This window comes from Mucilaginibacter sp. MD40 (genome assembly GCF_002288635.1).
Classification (GTDB): domain Bacteria; phylum Bacteroidota; class Bacteroidia; order Sphingobacteriales; family Sphingobacteriaceae; genus Mucilaginibacter.
The window spans coordinates 1,842,738-1,860,696 of record NZ_NRSW01000001.1 but is presented as its reverse complement, the minus strand read 5'-3'; the positions used below and the strand labels follow the sequence as shown (position 1 = coordinate 1,860,696).

Here is a 17,959-nt window from a genome sequence, read left to right as displayed (position 1 = left end):
TTTTAAAGTAAATTAACCTCTTTTTGTTGGCAAAAATTACTCTTTGTTCTTGGTTTCCTGTACCTCAAGACGGATAGCCTGCGCTAAGTTCTTAAGATCCTGCATACCTTTACGAACACGGGTACCAGCAGCGCTGTTACCTTTGTTGTAAAATTTGTCAGCATCTGCCTCTAATGATGCAACCAGTTGTTTTACTTCTTCAAATTTTTTCATTGTGACTACTCCTTAAATTTTTGAGGTTTATTGTTTTAATTAAAGCTAATCTAATCGCTTTTAGGTAAATAAAAAATTTTTTTAAGTGTAAAACAGTAGCTTAAAGGCAGTTTTTTTCCACATTTTCAGGCATTTTGATGCTTTAAAAGCACTTGCGGATTAAGCTGCCAGCTACCGCCAGTACAACTTGTTAACAATTTATTTACCATCACCTAATTTTTTTGTTTATCAATCAAATAAACGCCTTAATAGTTACAAAAAAGGCATTTTATAGCTAAAAGGCGTCAACTAAAAATCCCGCGCTATTCGCGCGGAATTTTTGATATATTTTTTAAAAAATTCTCAGGAAGCTATGGCCATTTTATACTCGCCATCCTTCAATTTAGCGGCTACTACACCGAAAGCGGTAAGCGTTCTGTCTACATCCTCAAGCGTGTGCATGGCGGTTGGTATCAGCCGCAGCATAATTAAGCCCTTAGGAATAACCGGATATACCACAATAGAACAGAAGATTCCATGATTTTCGCGCAGGTCGCGGGTAAGGCTGGTGGCTTCCATCAGGTCGCCTTTTAAAAATACAGGCGTAACCATACTATTGGTAACACCTATATCAAAGCCATAAGCTACTAACCCCTTTTGCAGGGTAGTGGCTACCTCCCAAAGTTTCTCGCGCAGCTCGGGTTTTGACCTCAGCAATTCGAAACGCTTTTTAAGGCCCATTACCATAGGCATAGGCAAGGCTTTAGCGAAAGTTTGAGAACGCATATTATAACGCAGGTAGCTGATGATCTGGCTATCGGCAGCTACAAACGCGCCGATACCCGCCATTGATTTGGCAAAGGTGCCAAAGTATATATCAATTTCTTCCGCACAGCCCTGCTCCTCGTGCGTACCAGCCCCGGTTGCCCCCATGGTACCAAAGCCATGCGCGTCATCAACCAGTATGCGGAATTTATACCGGTCTTTAAGCGCTACTATCTCTTTTAATTTACCCTGAGCGCCAGACATGCCAAAAACCCCTTCGGTGATCACCAAAATACCGCCACCGGTTTGCATAGTGATACGCTCGGCATGCTGCAGTTGCTTCTCAAAACTTTCTACATCATTATGCTTATACACAAAGCGCTTACCCATATGCAAACGAACGCCATCAATAATACAGGCGTGCGATTCGGCGTCATAAACGATCACATCGTTGCGATCAACCAGCGCGTCAATTATGGATACCATGCCCTGGTAACCATAGTTCAACAGAAAAGCAGCCTCTTTACCTACAAATTTTGCCAGGTCGTTTTCCAGTTCTTCGTGGTGAATGGTATTGCCAGACATCATCCTGGCGCCCATTGGGTATGCCATACCATAATCGGCAGCGGCCTTAGCATCCGCTTCGCGTACCTCCGGGTGGTTGGCTAAACCCAGGTAATTATTTAGGCTCCACACCAGGTGCGGCTTGCCGTTAAACAACATATGCGGATGTATCTCTCCCTCCAGCTTGGGAAAGGAAAAATAGCCATGCGACCATTTTTGGTGCTGCCCGATAGGGCCACCTACATTTCTATTGATTTTGTCAAATAAGTCCAAAATAGTTTCTCTCTAAAATTCGTAAATATATACCTGTGGGCGGTATAGCATCAACCCCAAAACGCATAAGCCCCGGCTTTGTTGTTAAATATTTCTATAGCTTATTTGTTTAAAACCCTAACAAGAGACATCGGTATTAACAAAAAAGCCTTCCGGGAAAATCGGAAGGCTATATTATAGGGTTTAATCAATTAGTCTACATTATCATGCAGGAACGAGTTGTTATTCCTGATCTCGGTTTTGCCTTCGCTATCAGGCAGTAAAGAGAACCTTGATATCTGGCTTTCGTCAGACGCAGGTGTTTGCTGTAAAGCAATTTCTTTACGCTTGTAGGCAGGCACGTTTTCCAGCTCCTGGATGTTGCCGTTGCGCAGTTTCATGCTCAGGTCTTTAAGGCGCATGATACGCTCGCGCGATTTACGCAGCTGCTCCTCTATTGATTCGTCGGTTTTACCTTCATCGGCATTTAAAGCCTGCGGCTCCGGTTCGGGCTCAGGCTCCGGCTGCTGTACCGGGGCGGTTACCGGCTCAAAGTTCATCACGGTTTCGGTTACCTTAAAGGTAAACTCGGCAGGGTCATTCTCCTCCGTAGCGGCCGGCGCTTCTTCGGTAAGGTTGTATTTAACCACATTATCCTGCTTATCCTGCTCCTCGGCACGTGCGAAAAGATCAAATAAGCCGGTTTGCTTAGGCTCTTCCTTAACCGTACTTTTCATGTAAGGCTGCGAAACCAGGTCGGCATCGTTCTTCACCGGGGTAATAAATTCATTAACCGGTTTTACCAGCGGCTCGTTCTCCGGAACCAGCATGGAAACAACTTTTTTATTGTTGTTTTCTTTCTCGCGCTCATCCTTGGTCTGGAAACCGGTAGCGATGATGGTTACCGATAATTTATCGCCAAGGTTCTCATCTTTACAGTTACCCCAGATGAGGTCTGCTGCCAAACCGGCTTCTTCCTGTATGTAATCCGTTATAATGCTTACCTCATCCATAGTTACCTCGCTATCGCCTGAGCTGATATTGAGTAATATGTAACGAGCGCCCTCAATTTCGTTATCTTTCAATAATGGAGATGCCAGGGCACCTTCCACAGCTTTTAACGCGCGGTTCTCGCCATCGGCACTGCAGCTACCCATGATAGATACGCCGCTGTCCTTCATCACCGTGCGCACATCTTTAAAGTCCACGTTGATATAACCTGGTAGGGTGATGATCTCCGCGATGCCTTTGGCAGCTGTGGTTAAAATATTATCAGCCTGCGCAAACGCCGAACTCATGGTAAGGTTGCCAAATATCTGGCGTAACCTGTCGTTCGAGATCACCAGGTAAGAGTCTACATATTTTTTAAGCTCTTCCATCCCCTCTTCGGCCTGCATTTTACGGCGCTTGCCTTCAAATGAGAACGGAGTAGTGATGATCCCTACGGTTAAGATGTCGAGCTCACGTGCCGCCTTGGCAATGATCGGGCTGGCACCGGTACCGGTACCGCCACCCATACCGGCGGTAATGAACAGCATTTTGGTATTGCTGCCCAGCATTTGTTTAATATCGTCAATATTCTCGATAGCCGAGTTTTTGCCCACCTCGGGGATGGAGCCCGCACCCATACCTTCAGTTAAGCTTGCGCCTAACTGTACCTTATTAGGAATAGGGCTCAGTTCGAGCGCCTGGGCATCGGTGTTACAAATAATGAAATCAACACCGGTGATTCCCTGCCTGTACATATGGTTTACTGCGTTGCCGCCGCCACCGCCTACACCAATTACCTTGATGATAGACGATTTTTCCTTTAACATCTCAAACTGCATAATCCTTATTTTCAGCTATATGTATTTTGACGATCAGATAGATTTTATTAACGTAATATTAAGCCTTTTTCCACAAGGTTTTTCCACAATTGTCAATAATGTGGAAAAGTTTCTGGTTGTTGAAAAAAGTCCTAAACAATAAGTGAACTCACCCCGTCATCGCTTTCGCTCGACCACCCTCTCTGCTGGGCAAAGAGGGTTTTGCTTAACAACAGGGTAACACAAATTTTACTTCAGGAAATCCTCATCCTTTATATCGTCCTTAATAAACTTCTTGCCCGACTCCAATATTTTGGTGAGCAGGCCAAATTTACGGTCATCCGTATACTTGGCTTTCTCTACTTTAACAGAGGCCACGGGTGCCAGCGTCATGCCATCGTATTCCATTTTCTGGATACCTTTTATCAACAATCCAATACCTGTAGCATAGGTTGGGCTTTGCAGGTCCTCATAAGTGGCTTTAGGCAATACCTCGTTTTTAGCCAGGTGCTCGTTAGGGTAACCCACGCGGCAATCCAGCCCGGTAACGTACTCAATAAGCTGCGGCAGGTGTTTGAGCTGCGCGCCACCACCGGTAACTACTATACCAGCTATCAGCTTTTTCTCGTAGCCTGATGATTTTATTTCATAGTACACGTGCTCGATGATCTCTTCCATACGGGCCTGTATCACGAAAGCCAGGTTCTTAACCGATATTTCTTTCGGCTCGCGGCCACGCAGACCGGGAACGCATACGATCTCATTCTCCTTGTTCTCCTCAGCCAGGGCCGATCCAAACTTCACCTTCAATTGCTCGGCTATGTTACGCATTACCGAACAACCCTCACGGATATCCTCAGTGATGCTGTTACCGCCGAAAGGTATAACAGCGGTATGGCGGATAATGCCTTCATGGAATATAGCTACGTCTGTTGTACCACCACCAATATCTACCAGTACCACGCCCGCTTCTTTCTCTTCCTCGCTCAATACCGATTCTGATGATGCCAATGGCTCAAGTATAAGTTCCTGGCTTTCCAATTGCGCCTTGTTAACGCATTTTACAATGTTCTTAATAGCGGTTACCTGGCCGGATATGATATGGAAGTTGGCTTCCAGGCGCACGCCTGCCATACCGATAGGGTCTTTAATGCCCGGCTCGTTATCTACCGTAAACTCCTGCGGTAATACATGGATGATCTCCTCACCCGGAGGCATCACCAGGTTATACATATCCTCTACCAGCTTATCAATATCCTTACGGCTTATCTCCTGCGACAGATCGCGGCGGGTAATAAGGCCCCTGTGCTGTAAACTTTTTATATGCTGGCCGGCAATACCCACATTTACTATACGTATCTCCACGTTTGACTGTGTACCGGCCACATCTACTGCCTGTACAATACCCTGCACGGTTTTATCAATGTTTGATACCATGCCACGTGTTACGCCTGCCGACTCCGCTTTGCCAATCCCTAATACCTCGATCTTACCGTTCTTACTCCTGCGGCCAACAATTACACAAATTTTAGTGGTACCTATATCCAGGCCTACTACAATTGGTGAACTCTTTTCATGTGTCGAACTTTTGTCCATACTTTTAATTTTTAATAGATGTCTTTTTATCCGTATCCTCAATGACCGGGGCATTGTCTGCCTTTGCCGCCGTATCCTGTTTTATTGCCGCCCGTTTAACAGAATCAGCCTCGAATGCCTTGCGGCGCTTGAGCGAATCCAGCAGCGTTTCGTTTTTAACCCCCACTACCTGGTTAAAATATTTTATGTTAATGATCTTGTAAGCATCCCAGCCAACGGTTGGCAGGGCCTGCTTGTAGAATACCTTTAAATTGTTAAACTTCACCTGTAACGAATCAGCGTTGCCCAGCAAAATGCGCTGGTTGCCCACCCGTGGTATCAGTTCTATCTCATGGTCGGCATTTACATAGATCTGTGCTATCTGCGCCTCCCATAACGAATCCTTCCTGATGAAATCAGCCGTCTTATAAATATCCCTGGCCAATGCGGTATGTAACGAATCAACCTTATTGGCAAATAACTCATCAATAAACCCGTTAGCGGCCAACACCCTCGCGGTAAAGTTTTGCGACATCGGCATTTTCATACCATGCTCGTCCACGTAAAAATCCTGGTCAAAGCGGTTCATGATACGCAGCATGGGTTGGCGCTGTACCACCTCTACCTGCAGTGTGCCATCCATTTCTTCATAAACACGGGCATACTCCACAAATGGGTTATGCTTTAATTTGTTCTCGAGCGCGTGTATATCAATATTCTCCAGGCGGCGACCCACCAGGTTATGGCTGCTTATACCCAAAATATTATCCACCTCGGCCTTATCTATAAAGTATTGGTTGCCGGGTATAAACACTTTTACCTTTTTACAAACCAGCTCGGCCTTTTTCTTTTCAATAAAACCCATCAGCACCACCAGGCCCGAGAGGCATATAAGCCACCCGAAACCTATTAACAGCGGTTTCCAGATACGTTTCTTAAACATTTTCCAAAGCGTTTTTAAGTGGCTGTACCATAGCGTCAATATCGCCGGCGCCTACAGTTAAAAGTAACTCAGGTTTTTCAATCCGCACCATATCAATGCATTGTTGTTTTCCACATTTTTGTTTATTCAACATTTTCATGCGGCTAAGGATCATTTCACTGTTCACCCCTTCTATGGGCAGCTCCCTTGCCGGGTAAATATCCAGCAGGATGGTTTCATCAGCCATGTCCAATACCTCCGCGAAGCCATCGGCAAAATCGCGCGTGCGGGTAAACAAATGCGGCTGAAATATCACCGTTAGCTTTTTATCAGGGTAGAGCCTTTTTACAGACGATATGGCCGCACGCAACTCTTCCGGGTGGTGGGCGTAATCATCAATAAATACCGTTTGGGGCGTTTTAATGATATATTCAAATCGGCGTTTGATGCCTTTGAATGAGCCCAGCGCCTCGCGAATAGCGTTAGGGTCAACCTCAACATGTAAAGCGGCCTCAATAGCTGCCGTAGCGTTCTCAATATTATGCAGGCCCGCTATCCCCATACGGATGTTGGGGATGCTTACCTTGCCATCAGTAAAATCAAAAAAGAAGCTGCCATCCTCAATGCGCACGTTGGTAGCCATGGCCTGCGCCTGCTCGTTCATGGCATAGGTAAAACCTTTATCAAGCGGCAGGCCCTTGTGGCATATTAATGTACCGCCCTGTTTGATCTGCGAAGCAAACAGGCGGAATGATTCTTCCAGTTTGGAGTGGTCGCCGTAAATATCCAGGTGGTCGGCATCCATTGAGGTGATGATAGCGATATCCGGGTACAGCGTAAGGAAAGAGCGGTCGTACTCATCGGCCTCTACCACTACAATGTTATTGCTTCCGTAAAGCACGTTGGTTTGGTAATTAGAAGATATACCTCCCAGGAAAGCGGAGCAATCATTGCCCGAATCTTTGAGAATATGTGCTATCATGCCCGAGGTAGTGGTTTTACCGTGCGTACCGGCCACTGCTATGGTAAACATGCTTTTGCTGATGATACCCAGTACCTGTGAGCGTTTGTACAAATCAAATCCGTTATTCCGGAAATAATTAAGAATAGCCGAATCTTTAGGAATAGCAGGCGTATAGATCACCAGCGTGGCCTCATCAGGCGTTTGGAAACTCATGGGGATACTATCGGCCACATCTTCATAAACAATGCATATACCTTCGTTATGCAAGGCCTCGGTTAGTGGCGTGTGTGTTTTGTCGTACCCGCAAACAACACAACCCAGGTGATGGAAATAGCGTGCCAGGCCACTCATGCCTATGCCGCCTATCCCTACCAGGTAAACTCGTTTTATGTTGTTTAATTCCATTTTTTTTATTAACTCCTAATCTCCAATCACTAATTAACTAATCTCTAAAAAGACCCCTGCCCTAAAAGGCAGGGGCTTTTACTTTAATTGTTGTTTGTTATTTGGATAACTTCTTTCGCAATTACTTCATCGGCATCGGGCAGGGCCAGCTTGCCAATATTATTGCTTAATGTTTTTTGTAATTCGTTGTCTTTTAATAATTCCAGCGCTTTATCAATCAGTTTCGTTTCGGCGTCGCGGTCGGGCACAAACAGGGCCGCGTTCTCTTCAACTAGTGCCAGCGCGTTCTTGGTCTGGTGGTCTTCAGCCACGTTGGGCGATGGCACCAGTATCACCGGCTTTTTTATGACGCACAACTCGGCAATGGTACCGGCACCGGCACGTGATATGATGATATCCGCGGCGGCATATGCCAGGTCCATCCGGTTCAGGAATTCTACCACGCAAATATCCGGGTGCCTGTCAGGGCCCAGTTGCTGCAATATGTTCTGGTAATAAAACTTACCGGTTTGCCATATTACCTGCACATCGGCAGCTATCAGCTTCTCAATGCCCGCCATAACGCTGTTGTTCAGGGTGCGTGCGCCAAGGCTACCTCCTGTTATCAGGATAGTTTTCTTGAACGACGACAACTTGTACAGTTCCAGCGCCTGCATATGCTTACCCGCTATATTCACCGATTCTTTACGTATCGGGTTGCCGGTTTTGATGATCTTTTCAAACGGGAAAAACTTCTCCATGCCATCAAAAGCCACGCATATCTTTTTCGCTTTGCCGCCCAGCCATTTATTGGTGATACCTGCGTACGAGTTTTGCTCCTGTATAAGTGTGGGTATACCGCGTAACGATGCCGCGTACAGCAACGGCCCTGAGGCGAAACCACCTACGCCAACAGCGGCGTCGGGCTTAAAATCTTTTATAATTTGCAGGGCCTTGCGCACACTGCGTAATAGTTTTACAGGGAACATTACGTTCTTCCAAAGCGATTTACGCTGGATGCCGGTAATATCCAACCCGATAATTTTATAGCCGGCCGCCGGAACTTTTTCCATTTCCATGCGGCCATTGGCTCCTACAAACAGTATCTCGGTATCAGGATCAAGCTTTTTTAAGGCGTTGGCAATAGCCACAGCCGGGAAAATATGCCCCCCTGTGCCGCCGCCGCTAATGATGATCCTTTTACCCATTTCTTTCTTGATTCTTGATTCTTATATCTTAGTTCTCTTTTAAGCCGCTACTTCCCTTATTTCGCCTACCACTACTTTGCGGGGCTCATCAATATCCTTACTTACCGACAGGATAATGCCAAAGGCCACACTGGTAAACAAAATGGAGGTTCCCCCCATACTCACCAACGGCAATGGCACCCCGGTTACCGGCCCCAAACCAACCGCCACCGCCATATTGGCGAATGCCTGTATGGTGAGGCTAAAGCTTAAGCCGCAGGCCAGCAACGCGCCAAACGCCTTGGGCGCCTTAGTAACAATTTTTATACAGCGATACAACAGGAAGAGATAGATACCCACCAGCGCGAACCCGCCAATTAAACCGTATTCCTCAATAATTGTTGCATAAATAAAATCTGAATAGGGGTGCGGTAAATAATTACGCTCGGTACTGTTGCCAGGCCCTTTCCCAAACACGCCGCCGGTAGCAATGGCTATCTTGGCATGGTCAGACTGGAAAGATTTATCCGGGTTGGCCATCTCCGGGTGCATAAACGCATGTACACGTGAAATATAAGTGGTACGGCGAGGACCAAGGAAAACCACCGCCAGTAACAATACCGCGCCCGCGGCACATACCACGCTAATTTGTTTGATACTGATACGGCCGATGATCAGCAACAATATGCTTACGCCAAACAGCATTAATGCGGTGGAAAGGTTAGCCAGCGCAATGAGTATAAATACCAAACAAACCGACCCCATGATAGGGATAAAAGACTGCTTAACGTCTTTAATATTTTCCTGCTTGCGCGATAAGGTGCGTGCCAGGTAAGTAATAAGGGCCAGCTTGGCTAAATCCGATGTCTGGAAGGTTAAACCTGTACCGGGGATAGATATCCATCGGCTGGCATCATTTACGTGGTTACCAAACACCAGTGTGTATAACAGTAACGGGATGGTGATAGCCATTAGCAATTTGGATATACCGGCATAGTAACGGTAATCTAACAGGTGCGAAAAATACATCAGCGCTAAACCGCCCACTATCATAAATAAGTGCTTCATGAGGATAAACTCATTAGCCTGCCCCCGTTTATAAGCCAGCGTACCGGTTGAACTATATACCGCCAGTAATGACAATACCGACAGCAATATGACGATAAGCCATATCCAACGATCGCCTTTAACGTTGTTCAAGAGCCCCCCAACCCCCTGAAGGGGGAGCTTTTGAGAAGCCGTATTTTCACTGCTTGCACTCATTGGTTTCTCGACTATATTTGTTAATTATCTCTTTTAGATATATCGTAACCTATCTTGATTCTTGATTCTTGATTCTTGTCTCTCGACTCTATTCTAAAGCTCCCTTACCGCCGCCTTAAACTGGTTGCCGCGGTCTTCGTAGTTTTTAAACAGGTCGAAACTCGCACAAGCCGGTGATAACAGTACGGTATCGCCTTTTTCGGCCAGGTGATAAGCTACCTGCGTTGCCTCCTGTGCCGAATTCGTGTTCACGATCACTTCAACATCATCTTCAAAAGCATCGTGGATACGCTTATTTTCTTTACCCAGGCAAACAATGGCTTTCACCTTCTGCTTTACCAGGTCTTTCAGCATACTGTAGTCGTTCCCTTTATCTACACCGCCCAATATCAATACCACATCAGTGGTCATGCTTTCCAGCGCATACCAGGTGGAGTTAACATTGGTAGCTTTGGAATCATTGATGAAACTGATGCCCGACACCTTACCAACCGACTCGAGCCGGTGCTCGATGTTGCGGAAGTTGCCCATACTCTCTCTCATCGTTTCGTTACGTAACTCCAGCACCTTGGCTACGATACCCGAAGCCATAGAATTGTAGATGTTGTGTTTTCCCTGCAAGGCCAGTTCGTTTATTGACATTTGGAAATGTTGTTTATTCACGTTTATAATTAGGTTGTCGGCGTCGAGATATGCTCCCGGCTCCATCTTTTGTTCTATTGAAAATGGCAGCTGCTGCGCTGCAATATCCTTCCCCTCCAGCACCTTTAGCGTTTCGGCATCATCCGCGCAGTAAATGAAATAGTCGGCTGCGGTCTGGTTCTGGGTAATGCGGTATTTTGATGCCGCATAGTTTTCCATTTTATAATCATACCTGTCCAGGTGGTCGGGTGTGATGTTAAGCAGCACCGCTACATCCGCTTTAAAGCTGTACATATCGTCCAGCATAAAGCTGCTGATCTCCAGCACATAGTACTCAAACTTCTCGGTAGCTACCTGGTAGGCAAAGCTCTTACCAATGTTCCCTGCAAGGCCCACATTAAGCCCTGCATTTTTTAGGATATGATAAGTAAGGCTGGTGGTGGTGGTTTTACCATTAGAGCCGGTTATACATATCATTTTCGCATCGGTATAGCGCCCTGCAAACTCTATCTCAGATATTACAGGGATGCCTGCCTCGCGCAGCTTTTTTATCATGGGCGCCTTTTCGGGTATGCCCGGGCTTTTTACCACTTCAACGGCGGCAAGTACTTCCGCCTCGGTATGGCCACCTTCTTCAAAGCGGATGTTCCACTGCTGTAACTGTTCTTTGTATTTATCAGCAATAGCACCAAAATCAGAAACAAAAACATCATACCCCTGCTGCTTAGCGAGATAGGCCGCGCCAACACCGCTTTCGCCGGCACCGAGGATGCAAAACCTCTCCCCAACCCTCTCCAAAGGAGAGGGAGCTGTTTGGGATGATATGTTTTTATTGTCGTTCAACTTCTATCTTGTTTCTTGATTCTTATATCTTGATTCTCTTACCGTAACTTCAACGTTATCACCGTGATGATCGCCAGGAAAATACAGATGATCCAGAAGCGGGTTACAATTTTGGCCTCATGGAACCCTTTTTTCTGGTAATGGTGATGCAGCGGCGCCATCAGGAATATCCTACGGCCCTCGCCGTATTTCTTTTTGGTGTATTTAAACCAGCCCACCTGCATCATTACAGATATATTCTCTACCAGGAAAATACCGCACAGTACCGGCACCAGTAACTCCTTACGGATAATGATGGCAAACACCGCGATGATACCACCGATAGCCAAACTACCCGTATCGCCCATAAATACCTGCGCAGGGTAAGAGTTGTACCATAAAAACCCCACGCAAGCCCCCACAAAGGCACCGGCAAAAATTACCAGCTCGCCCGAGTTGGGGATGTACATGATGTTAAGGTAATCAGCTGTAATAATGTTACCGGATACGTAGGCCAGTATGGCCAGCGTAAGCCCGATAATAGCCGATGTACCCGTGGCCAGTCCATCAATACCATCCGTAATGTTAGCGCCGTTTGATACCGCCGTAATGATGACGATAACAAAAACCATGAACACCAGCAGCGCGTACTGCTCATAACCTTTACCCAAAAACTTAAGCACCTTGCCGTAATCAAACTCGTTGTTCTTGTAGAACGGCATAGTGGTTTTGGTTGATTTTACATCCTGCGTGTATACAGGCTTGTCGCCGCGCATGTGGAAATCAACCGGGGCATCATACTTTACGGGCAGCTTAACTTCTTGCCGGATGGTAATGGAGGGATGGCTGTACATGGTCCACCCGATGATGAGCGCCAGGCCCACTTGCCCGGTTATTTTAAACTTGCCGGCAAGGCCTTCTTTATTCTTTTTAAATACTTTAATATAATCGTCCAGGAAACCTATCAAACCTAACCAAACGGTAGTTACCAGCATCATGATCACGTAGATGTTCTCCAGCTTGGCGAACAACAGCGTTGGAATCAGGATGCCCAGGATAATGATGATACCACCCATTGTAGGCGTACCTGATTTTTGCATCTGGCCCTCTAAGCCAAGGTTACGCACGGTTTCGCCTACCTGTTTAAAGCGCAGGTAATCGATCAGCCTGCGACCGAAAACCGTAGTCACCAGCAAGGACACGATAACCGCCATAGCCATACGGAACGTGATATACTGGAACACACCAGCCCCGGGGATGGTGTAATTCTTGTTCAGGTAGTTAAACAGGTAGTATAGCATTAAACCATTTGTTTAAATTGTTCGGTTAATTCCTCCATATCATCAAAATGGTTTTTCACGCCATTTATCTCCTGGTATTTCTCGTGCCCTTTACCGGCCAGCAGGATAATATCTCCCGGTTGTGCCAGCATGCAGGCAGTTTTAATCGCTTCTTTCCTATCCGCAATGCTTAACGTGTGGCGTTTAAAAGCCGGATCAACCCCTTCTTCCATGTCTTTGATGATCTGTGCAGGGTCCTCGGTACGCGGGTTGTCTGAGGTCAGGATCACCTTATCGCTCCACTCGCAGGCCACGCGGGCCATTACCGGGCGCTTGGTTTTATCCCTGTCGCCGCCGCAGCCAATAACGGTGATCACTTTCTCGTTACCCTTGCGGATATCATGGATAGTGCTTAGCACATTTTGCACGGCGTCAGGCGTGTGGGCATAGTCAACAATACCGATCACCTTGTTAGGCGCGGTAAGGTATTCAAAGCGACCTTCGGCGCCGGTGAGCTTGCTTAGGCTTACCAATACTTTGGCTTTGTCCTGCTCCAACAGCATGGCAGCAGCATAAACAGCCAGCAGGTTGTAGGCGTTAAATGTACCTACCAGTTTAAACCAAACTTCCTCATTATCGATGTTCAGTAACAGGCCGCTAAACTGGTTCTCTACAATGCGGGCGCGATAATCTGCCATACTTTTAAGGCCATAGCTCTTTTTATGCGCCGCGGTATTCTGCAGCATTACGTTACCATTCTTATCATCGGCATTAGTTAACGCGAACGCGTTTTTTGGCAGATGATCAAAAAAGGCTTTTTTGGCTTTCAGGTAGCTGTCGAAAGTTTTGTGGTAATCTAAATGGTCGTGGGTTAAGTTGGAGAAAATAGCTCCCGAGAACTTTAAACCCTCTATACGGTGTTGAGCTACGGCATGAGAGCTCACTTCCATAAAGCAGTAATCGCAACCTTCGTGTACCATATCAGCCAGAAGCTTGTTTAAAGCCACGGGATCCGGCGTGGTATGGGTTGATGGGATCACTTTGCCGTTGATCTGGTTCTCTACCGTTGAAAGCAAGCCGCATTTATAACCCATATCGCGGAACAGCTTGTAAAGCAACGTGGCAATAGTGGTTTTACCATTGGTACCGGTTACGCCCACCAGCTTTAAGTTGGTTGAAGGGTTCTCGTAAAAATTGGCTGCCATGGTACCCAAAGCTTTTGCCGAGTTAGCCACCATCAGGAAGTCAACCTCGGCAGCAGTATGTGCGGGTAACTCTTCGCAAATTATAGCCACAGCGCCATCTTTAATAGCCTGGTCAATGTAGTCGTGCCCGTCAACCGCGGTGCCTTTTACAGCTACGAACAAGCAGCCCGGCACTACTTTGCGCGAGTCAAACACAATGGCTGTTATCTCTACATCCGCGCTGCCCTGCAGTTCGGTAAAGGCTAAGCCTTCAACTATATCGCTCAGGTATCTCATTGCAGTTCTATTAAAATTTTTGATCCTTTTGGTATGATGCTGCCACCCGTTACTGATTGCGAAGCAACCGTGCCGCTGCCCCTTACCGACACCTTGTAGCCGGCGTTACCCAGCGCATACAACGCATCGCTTAAACCCATGCCGGTTACATTGGGCACGGTACCTGTTTTGTATTTATTATCCTCGAAACCAATACCATTGCTGGTATCGATACCGTTTAAATTAGCCGAAGCATAAAGCGGTTTTACACCCAGCTTTTCGTAAACCTTTTTAAGCGCCTTTACATTGCCCTGCTTGTACTTAGGCAGGGTGGTATTACCTACATATCTTATTGGCGACTGGTTAAGTTCCATATCACCGGCGTAAACCTTATCCGCGATCTCCCTGAAAGCCGGGCCGGCAACCGAAGCCGCATAATACCCGTTCTTAGGATCGTTAATAACTACGATAAGCGAATACTTAGGCCTGTCGGCAGGGAAATATCCGCAAAACGATGCCTGGTACTGCTTTTTAGCTTTATAACCTTTATTGGCATCAGCCACCTGCGCGGTACCTGTTTTACCGGCAATTTTATACAGCGGGTTGTAAACGTATTCGCGGCCGCTACCCTCTATTACCACGCCCTCCAGCATCTCGCGCATTTTTTTGAGCGTTACATCAGAGCATATCTTTTCATTCACCACACGTGCCTGGAAACGCTCTACCGTGTTACCCAATCTTCTTATCTCTTTCACAAATACCGGAGTGATGAGCTTACCGTTATTAGCCACCGCATTATAGAAGGTGAGCATTTTTAATGGGGTAAGCTGCATCTCATAGCCGTAAGCCATTTGCGGCAGGGTCATGTTCTTATTCCAACTACGATTGCTTGGGTTTTTAACTACGGGGCTGGCTTCACCCGGTATTTGCAGCTGCATTTTTTCGTTCAGATGCCAGTCATACAAGTGATCAGTAAACTTTGACGGATTTTCCTTGTAACTCGAGTTGATCAGGTAAGCCACTGCGGCATTTGATGATTTTTCAAAAGCCTTTTTAACCGATACCCTGCCTATGCTACCATGCGAATCTTTAATGGTATGGCCCGGGATAGGGTATTCGCCAGTATTTACCATCGTGCTTGTATCTACCTTATGATCTTCAATAAGCGCCATGTAAGAGGCCAGCTTAAAAGTTGAACCCGGGTCCTGGTTACCGGCTATGGCATAGTTAAATTTCTCTTTGAAAGAACCATCGGGCATGCGGGTATAGTTGGCAACCGCCCTTACCTCGCCGGTAGCCACTTCCATTAGTATAGCCGTACCGTGGTCGGCCTTAGTATATATCAATTGCTTTTGCAGGGCGTTTTGTACCAGGTCCTGCATGTTCACGTCAATTGTCGATATAATGTCCGCACCGTCCTTTGGCGCTACCTCATCATCATCATTCACCGGCATCCAAACGTTACCGGCCATACGGCGCTCCAGGCGCTTACCGCTTTCACCGTTGATGTAGTCTGCATAGGCTCCTTCAAGGCCTACCGGGTTCTTCACGTTCTCGTTCTTATACCCAATAGTACGCGCCGCCAGGAAGCGGAAAGGCAGTATACGCTTGTTTTGCTGTACCACAATTAAACCACCTTTGTATTTCCCCAGGTTAAATATCGGGAAGGTACGTATCTGTTTCAGTTGCGCGTAGCTTACCTTACGCCTGATGAGCTGGTAGCGCGAACTATCCTTACGCGCGTCGCGCAGCATGCGGGTGTATTCGCGCGGAGATTTATCGCCAAAATAAGCCGATAGCTTGGTAGCCAGCGAATCTACCTTTTCATCAAATGCTTTCTCATCAGCAATACCGCCGGCCAGCATATCCATATGCAGTTCATACTCGGGTACCGATGTAGCCAGCAGGCTGCCATCAACCGAGAAGATGTTGCCGCGGGCCGCTTCAATAGTTTTATAACGGATAGATTTTTTTACAGCCAGCGCGCGCCATTTATCGCCCTGTATGAGCTGTACACGGCAAAGCTGCACCAGCACCGCGCCGGCAAACAAAAGGATCAACCCAAAAGCCAGGTAAACCCTCAGCAATATGTTAGTTCTGATACCCATTACTGTGCATCCTCCTTTACTTTAATTTTTTGGGGTGGTTCATTACTCTCCCTTATACCCAGCGTATCCGCACGTTTAGCTACTTCAGTGAGCGTGCTTTTGAACGCCAGGTCGGCCTTGGTACTTTTATATTCCCAGCTTAATTCCTTAACTTCCTTATTCAGCTTATCCAGCTCCCTGATGTTGTTTTCAGACAGGTGCCTGTTGGCAATGTAAAACATACCCAATAAGGCCACATATAAAACAAAAGGCAGCGCGCGTATGGCATCATCCGTACTGATGACCCCTTTGGTGAGAAAGCGCATGAACAGGTTGTCAGGAAGTTCCGCCTTACGCGGTTTCTCCTCTACTACCAGCTTCTTCGCCTCTTCCTCTTCTTCCTGAATTTCTGTACGTAAACGGTTGCTCATTTTTTTACAGCTATTCTGAGTTTTGCACTGCGTGCCCTGTTATTTTGTTTTATCTCTTCTTCAGTGGCAGTAATGGCACCCCTGCTTACCGCCTCCAGCGGGCGGTTATCATTACCATAGATGTCTTTTTCCACTTCTCCGCTGAATTTGCCTTTGGCGATGAAATTCTTCACCAGCCGGTCTTCCAGCGAATGGTATGACATTACCACCAACCTGCCGCCTTTTGTTAACACCTCTGCTGATTGCTCCAGGAAATCCTTCAAGGCTTCCAACTCCTGGTTCACCTCTATCCTCAGCGCCTGGAAAACCTGGGCCAGGTATTTATTTTCTTTCCCGCGGGGTATCAAATTACTTATCGCATTCTTCAGATCGGCAATGGTATTCAGCGGGCCATTTAATCTGGCCGTCGCGATGGTTTTTGCCAGCGACTTCGCGTTCTTAATTTCGCCGTAAACGCCGAAAATGCGGTGCAGATCGGCCTCGCTGTAAGTATTTACCACTTCTTTGGCACTCAGGTCTGACGACTGGTTCATGCGCATATCCAGCTCGGCATCAAAGCGGATAGAAAAACCACGCTCCGCTTCATCAAACTGGTGCGATGACACACCCAGATCGGCCAGTATACCATCAACAGGCATAGCATCATGCAAACGCACAAAATTTTTCAGAAAACGGAAGTTCTGGTCAATAAACTCAAAACGCCCGTCGTCTATGCGGTTACGCTGCGCGTCGGCATCCTGGTCAAAAGCCAGCAAGCGGCCGCCTTCACCCAGGTGCTTCATTATCTCGCGCGAGTGGCCGCCACCGCCAAAGGTTACATCCACATAGGTACCATTGGCCTTAATATTTAAACCCTCTATACACTCCTGCAACATCACCGGTACATGATAATTACTCATTGCCACCCTTTCCTCTTTTAACCATCACCTCTTCGGCCAGGTCGGCAAAGTTCTCGGGCTCATTGCTCAGCATTTGCTGATGCGCTTTCTTATCCCATATCTCTACCTTATTTAACATACAGGTTAAAACCACCTCGCCGGTAATGCCCGCGTATTCCATCAAACTCTTCGGCAGGTTGATCCTCCCGGCAGCATCAGGCTCCACCGCGGTGGCACCACCCGTAAAATACCGCACAAACTGGTTTACTTTACGGTCATATTCGTTAAGTTTGCTCAGCTCGTCCAGCTTTTTGTCCCACTCGGTTTTGGTGTAAATAACCAGATACTTCTCGAGGCCACGGTTGATCACAAGCCCCTCAGTGTCAGCTTCTGGAAGCTGCTTCTTGAGGCCCGCAGGGATCATCATCCGCCCCTTGGCATCCAGTTTACATTCAAATTCTCCGGTTAAATAGGACATTATAG

The 17,959-nt window shown here is 46.9% G+C and carries 15 protein-coding genes; all 15 read right to left on the bottom strand.

What is annotated here, in order from left to right:
• Positions 1-36: 36 nt before the first annotated feature.
• Positions 37-213: a histone H1 gene (locus tag CKK33_RS08450; protein ID WP_095703682.1), complete on the bottom strand. Its 177-nt coding sequence runs from the start codon at positions 211-213 to the stop codon at positions 37-39.
• Between the two features lie 342 nt (positions 214-555).
• Positions 556-1,794, bottom strand: coding sequence for a pyridoxal phosphate-dependent aminotransferase family protein (locus CKK33_RS08445; RefSeq protein ID WP_095703681.1), 1,239 nt, complete (start codon positions 1,792-1,794; stop codon positions 556-558).
• A gap of 191 nt (positions 1,795-1,985) precedes the next feature.
• The gene (ftsZ, locus tag CKK33_RS08440) at positions 1,986-3,602 is read right to left on the bottom strand and encodes a cell division protein FtsZ (protein ID WP_095703680.1); all 1,617 of its coding nucleotides are present in this window, start codon (positions 3,600-3,602) and stop codon (positions 1,986-1,988) included.
• A 228-nt stretch (positions 3,603-3,830) separates the two neighbouring features.
• Complete coding sequence (gene ftsA, locus CKK33_RS08435; protein WP_095703679.1) at positions 3,831-5,177, bottom strand: cell division protein FtsA; 1,347 nt, start codon at positions 5,175-5,177, stop codon at positions 3,831-3,833.
• 4 nt (positions 5,178-5,181) lie between these two features.
• Entirely contained in the window at positions 5,182-6,099 is a 918-nt protein-coding gene (locus CKK33_RS08430) for a cell division protein FtsQ/DivIB (protein WP_095703678.1), read from the bottom strand.
• On the bottom strand, positions 6,092-7,447 hold the full coding sequence (gene murC, locus CKK33_RS08425) for a UDP-N-acetylmuramate--L-alanine ligase (protein WP_095703677.1): 1,356 nt from the start codon (positions 7,445-7,447) through the stop codon (positions 6,092-6,094). The genes CKK33_RS08430 and murC overlap by 8 nt, the downstream gene beginning before the upstream one ends.
• Positions 7,448-7,530: 83 nt before the next feature.
• Positions 7,531-8,634, bottom strand: coding sequence for an undecaprenyldiphospho-muramoylpentapeptide beta-N-acetylglucosaminyltransferase (gene murG / locus CKK33_RS08420; RefSeq protein ID WP_095703676.1), 1,104 nt, complete (start codon positions 8,632-8,634; stop codon positions 7,531-7,533).
• Positions 8,635-8,673: 39 nt separating this feature from the next.
• Positions 8,674-9,876, bottom strand: coding sequence for an FtsW/RodA/SpoVE family cell cycle protein (locus CKK33_RS08415; RefSeq protein WP_095703675.1), 1,203 nt, complete (start codon positions 9,874-9,876; stop codon positions 8,674-8,676).
• A 93-nt stretch (positions 9,877-9,969) separates the two neighbouring features.
• Positions 9,970-11,316 carry a UDP-N-acetylmuramoyl-L-alanine--D-glutamate ligase gene (gene murD / locus CKK33_RS08410; RefSeq protein ID WP_095703674.1) on the bottom strand — a complete coding sequence of 449 codons (1,347 nt, stop codon included), beginning with the start codon at positions 11,314-11,316 and terminating at the stop codon, positions 9,970-9,972.
• Positions 11,317-11,399: 83 nt separating this feature from the next.
• Complete coding sequence (gene mraY, locus CKK33_RS08405; RefSeq protein ID WP_095703673.1) at positions 11,400-12,641, bottom strand: phospho-N-acetylmuramoyl-pentapeptide-transferase; 1,242 nt, start codon at positions 12,639-12,641, stop codon at positions 11,400-11,402.
• Entirely contained in the window at positions 12,641-14,101 is a 1,461-nt protein-coding gene (locus CKK33_RS08400) for a UDP-N-acetylmuramoyl-L-alanyl-D-glutamate--2,6-diaminopimelate ligase (protein ID WP_095703672.1), read from the bottom strand. The genes mraY and CKK33_RS08400 overlap by 1 nt, the downstream gene beginning before the upstream one ends.
• The gene (locus tag CKK33_RS08395; protein WP_095703671.1) at positions 14,098-16,188 is read right to left on the bottom strand and encodes a penicillin-binding protein; all 2,091 of its coding nucleotides are present in this window, start codon (positions 16,186-16,188) and stop codon (positions 14,098-14,100) included. Before CKK33_RS08395 ends, CKK33_RS08400 begins: the two co-directional genes overlap by 4 nt.
• The gene (locus CKK33_RS08390; RefSeq protein WP_095703670.1) at positions 16,188-16,598 is read right to left on the bottom strand and encodes an FtsL-like putative cell division protein; all 411 of its coding nucleotides are present in this window, start codon (positions 16,596-16,598) and stop codon (positions 16,188-16,190) included. The genes CKK33_RS08395 and CKK33_RS08390 overlap by 1 nt, the downstream gene beginning before the upstream one ends.
• Positions 16,595-17,497 (bottom strand): 16S rRNA (cytosine(1402)-N(4))-methyltransferase RsmH, encoded by a 903-nt coding sequence (gene rsmH / locus CKK33_RS08385; protein WP_095703669.1) that lies wholly within the window; start codon positions 17,495-17,497, stop codon positions 16,595-16,597. The genes CKK33_RS08390 and rsmH overlap by 4 nt, the downstream gene beginning before the upstream one ends.
• Positions 17,490-17,954 (bottom strand): division/cell wall cluster transcriptional repressor MraZ, encoded by a 465-nt coding sequence (gene mraZ / locus CKK33_RS08380; protein WP_095703668.1) that lies wholly within the window; start codon positions 17,952-17,954, stop codon positions 17,490-17,492. The genes rsmH and mraZ overlap by 8 nt, the downstream gene beginning before the upstream one ends.
• Positions 17,955-17,959 lie beyond the last annotated feature (5 nt).

What these genes read in the sequence shown, in the direction of transcription:
- CKK33_RS08450 (WP_095703682.1), bottom strand. Translation starts at nt 213, where the DNA reads ATGAAAAAATTTGAAGAAGTAAAACAACTGGTTGCATCATTAGAGGCA.
- ftsZ (WP_095703680.1), bottom strand. Translation starts at nt 3,602, where the DNA reads ATGCAGTTTGAGATGTTAAAGGAAAAATCGTCTATCATCAAGGTAATT.
- ftsA (WP_095703679.1), bottom strand. Translation starts at nt 5,177, where the DNA reads ATGGACAAAAGTTCGACACATGAAAAGAGTTCACCAATTGTAGTAGGC.
- CKK33_RS08430 (WP_095703678.1), bottom strand. Translation starts at nt 6,099, where the DNA reads ATGTTTAAGAAACGTATCTGGAAACCGCTGTTAATAGGTTTCGGGTGG.
- murC (WP_095703677.1), bottom strand. Translation starts at nt 7,447, where the DNA reads ATGGAATTAAACAACATAAAACGAGTTTACCTGGTAGGGATAGGCGGC.
- murG (WP_095703676.1), bottom strand. Translation starts at nt 8,634, where the DNA reads ATGGGTAAAAGGATCATCATTAGCGGCGGCGGCACAGGGGGGCATATT.
- CKK33_RS08415 (WP_095703675.1), bottom strand. Translation starts at nt 9,876, where the DNA reads ATGAGTGCAAGCAGTGAAAATACGGCTTCTCAAAAGCTCCCCCTTCAG.
- mraY (WP_095703673.1), bottom strand. Translation starts at nt 12,641, where the DNA reads ATGCTATACTACCTGTTTAACTACCTGAACAAGAATTACACCATCCCC.
- CKK33_RS08400 (WP_095703672.1), bottom strand. Translation starts at nt 14,101, where the DNA reads ATGAGATACCTGAGCGATATAGTTGAAGGCTTAGCCTTTACCGAACTG.
- CKK33_RS08395 (WP_095703671.1), bottom strand. Translation starts at nt 16,188, where the DNA reads ATGGGTATCAGAACTAACATATTGCTGAGGGTTTACCTGGCTTTTGGG.
- CKK33_RS08390 (WP_095703670.1), bottom strand. Translation starts at nt 16,598, where the DNA reads ATGAGCAACCGTTTACGTACAGAAATTCAGGAAGAAGAGGAAGAGGCG.
- rsmH (WP_095703669.1), bottom strand. Translation starts at nt 17,497, where the DNA reads ATGAGTAATTATCATGTACCGGTGATGTTGCAGGAGTGTATAGAGGGT.
- mraZ (WP_095703668.1), bottom strand. Translation starts at nt 17,954, where the DNA reads ATGTCCTATTTAACCGGAGAATTTGAATGTAAACTGGATGCCAAGGGG.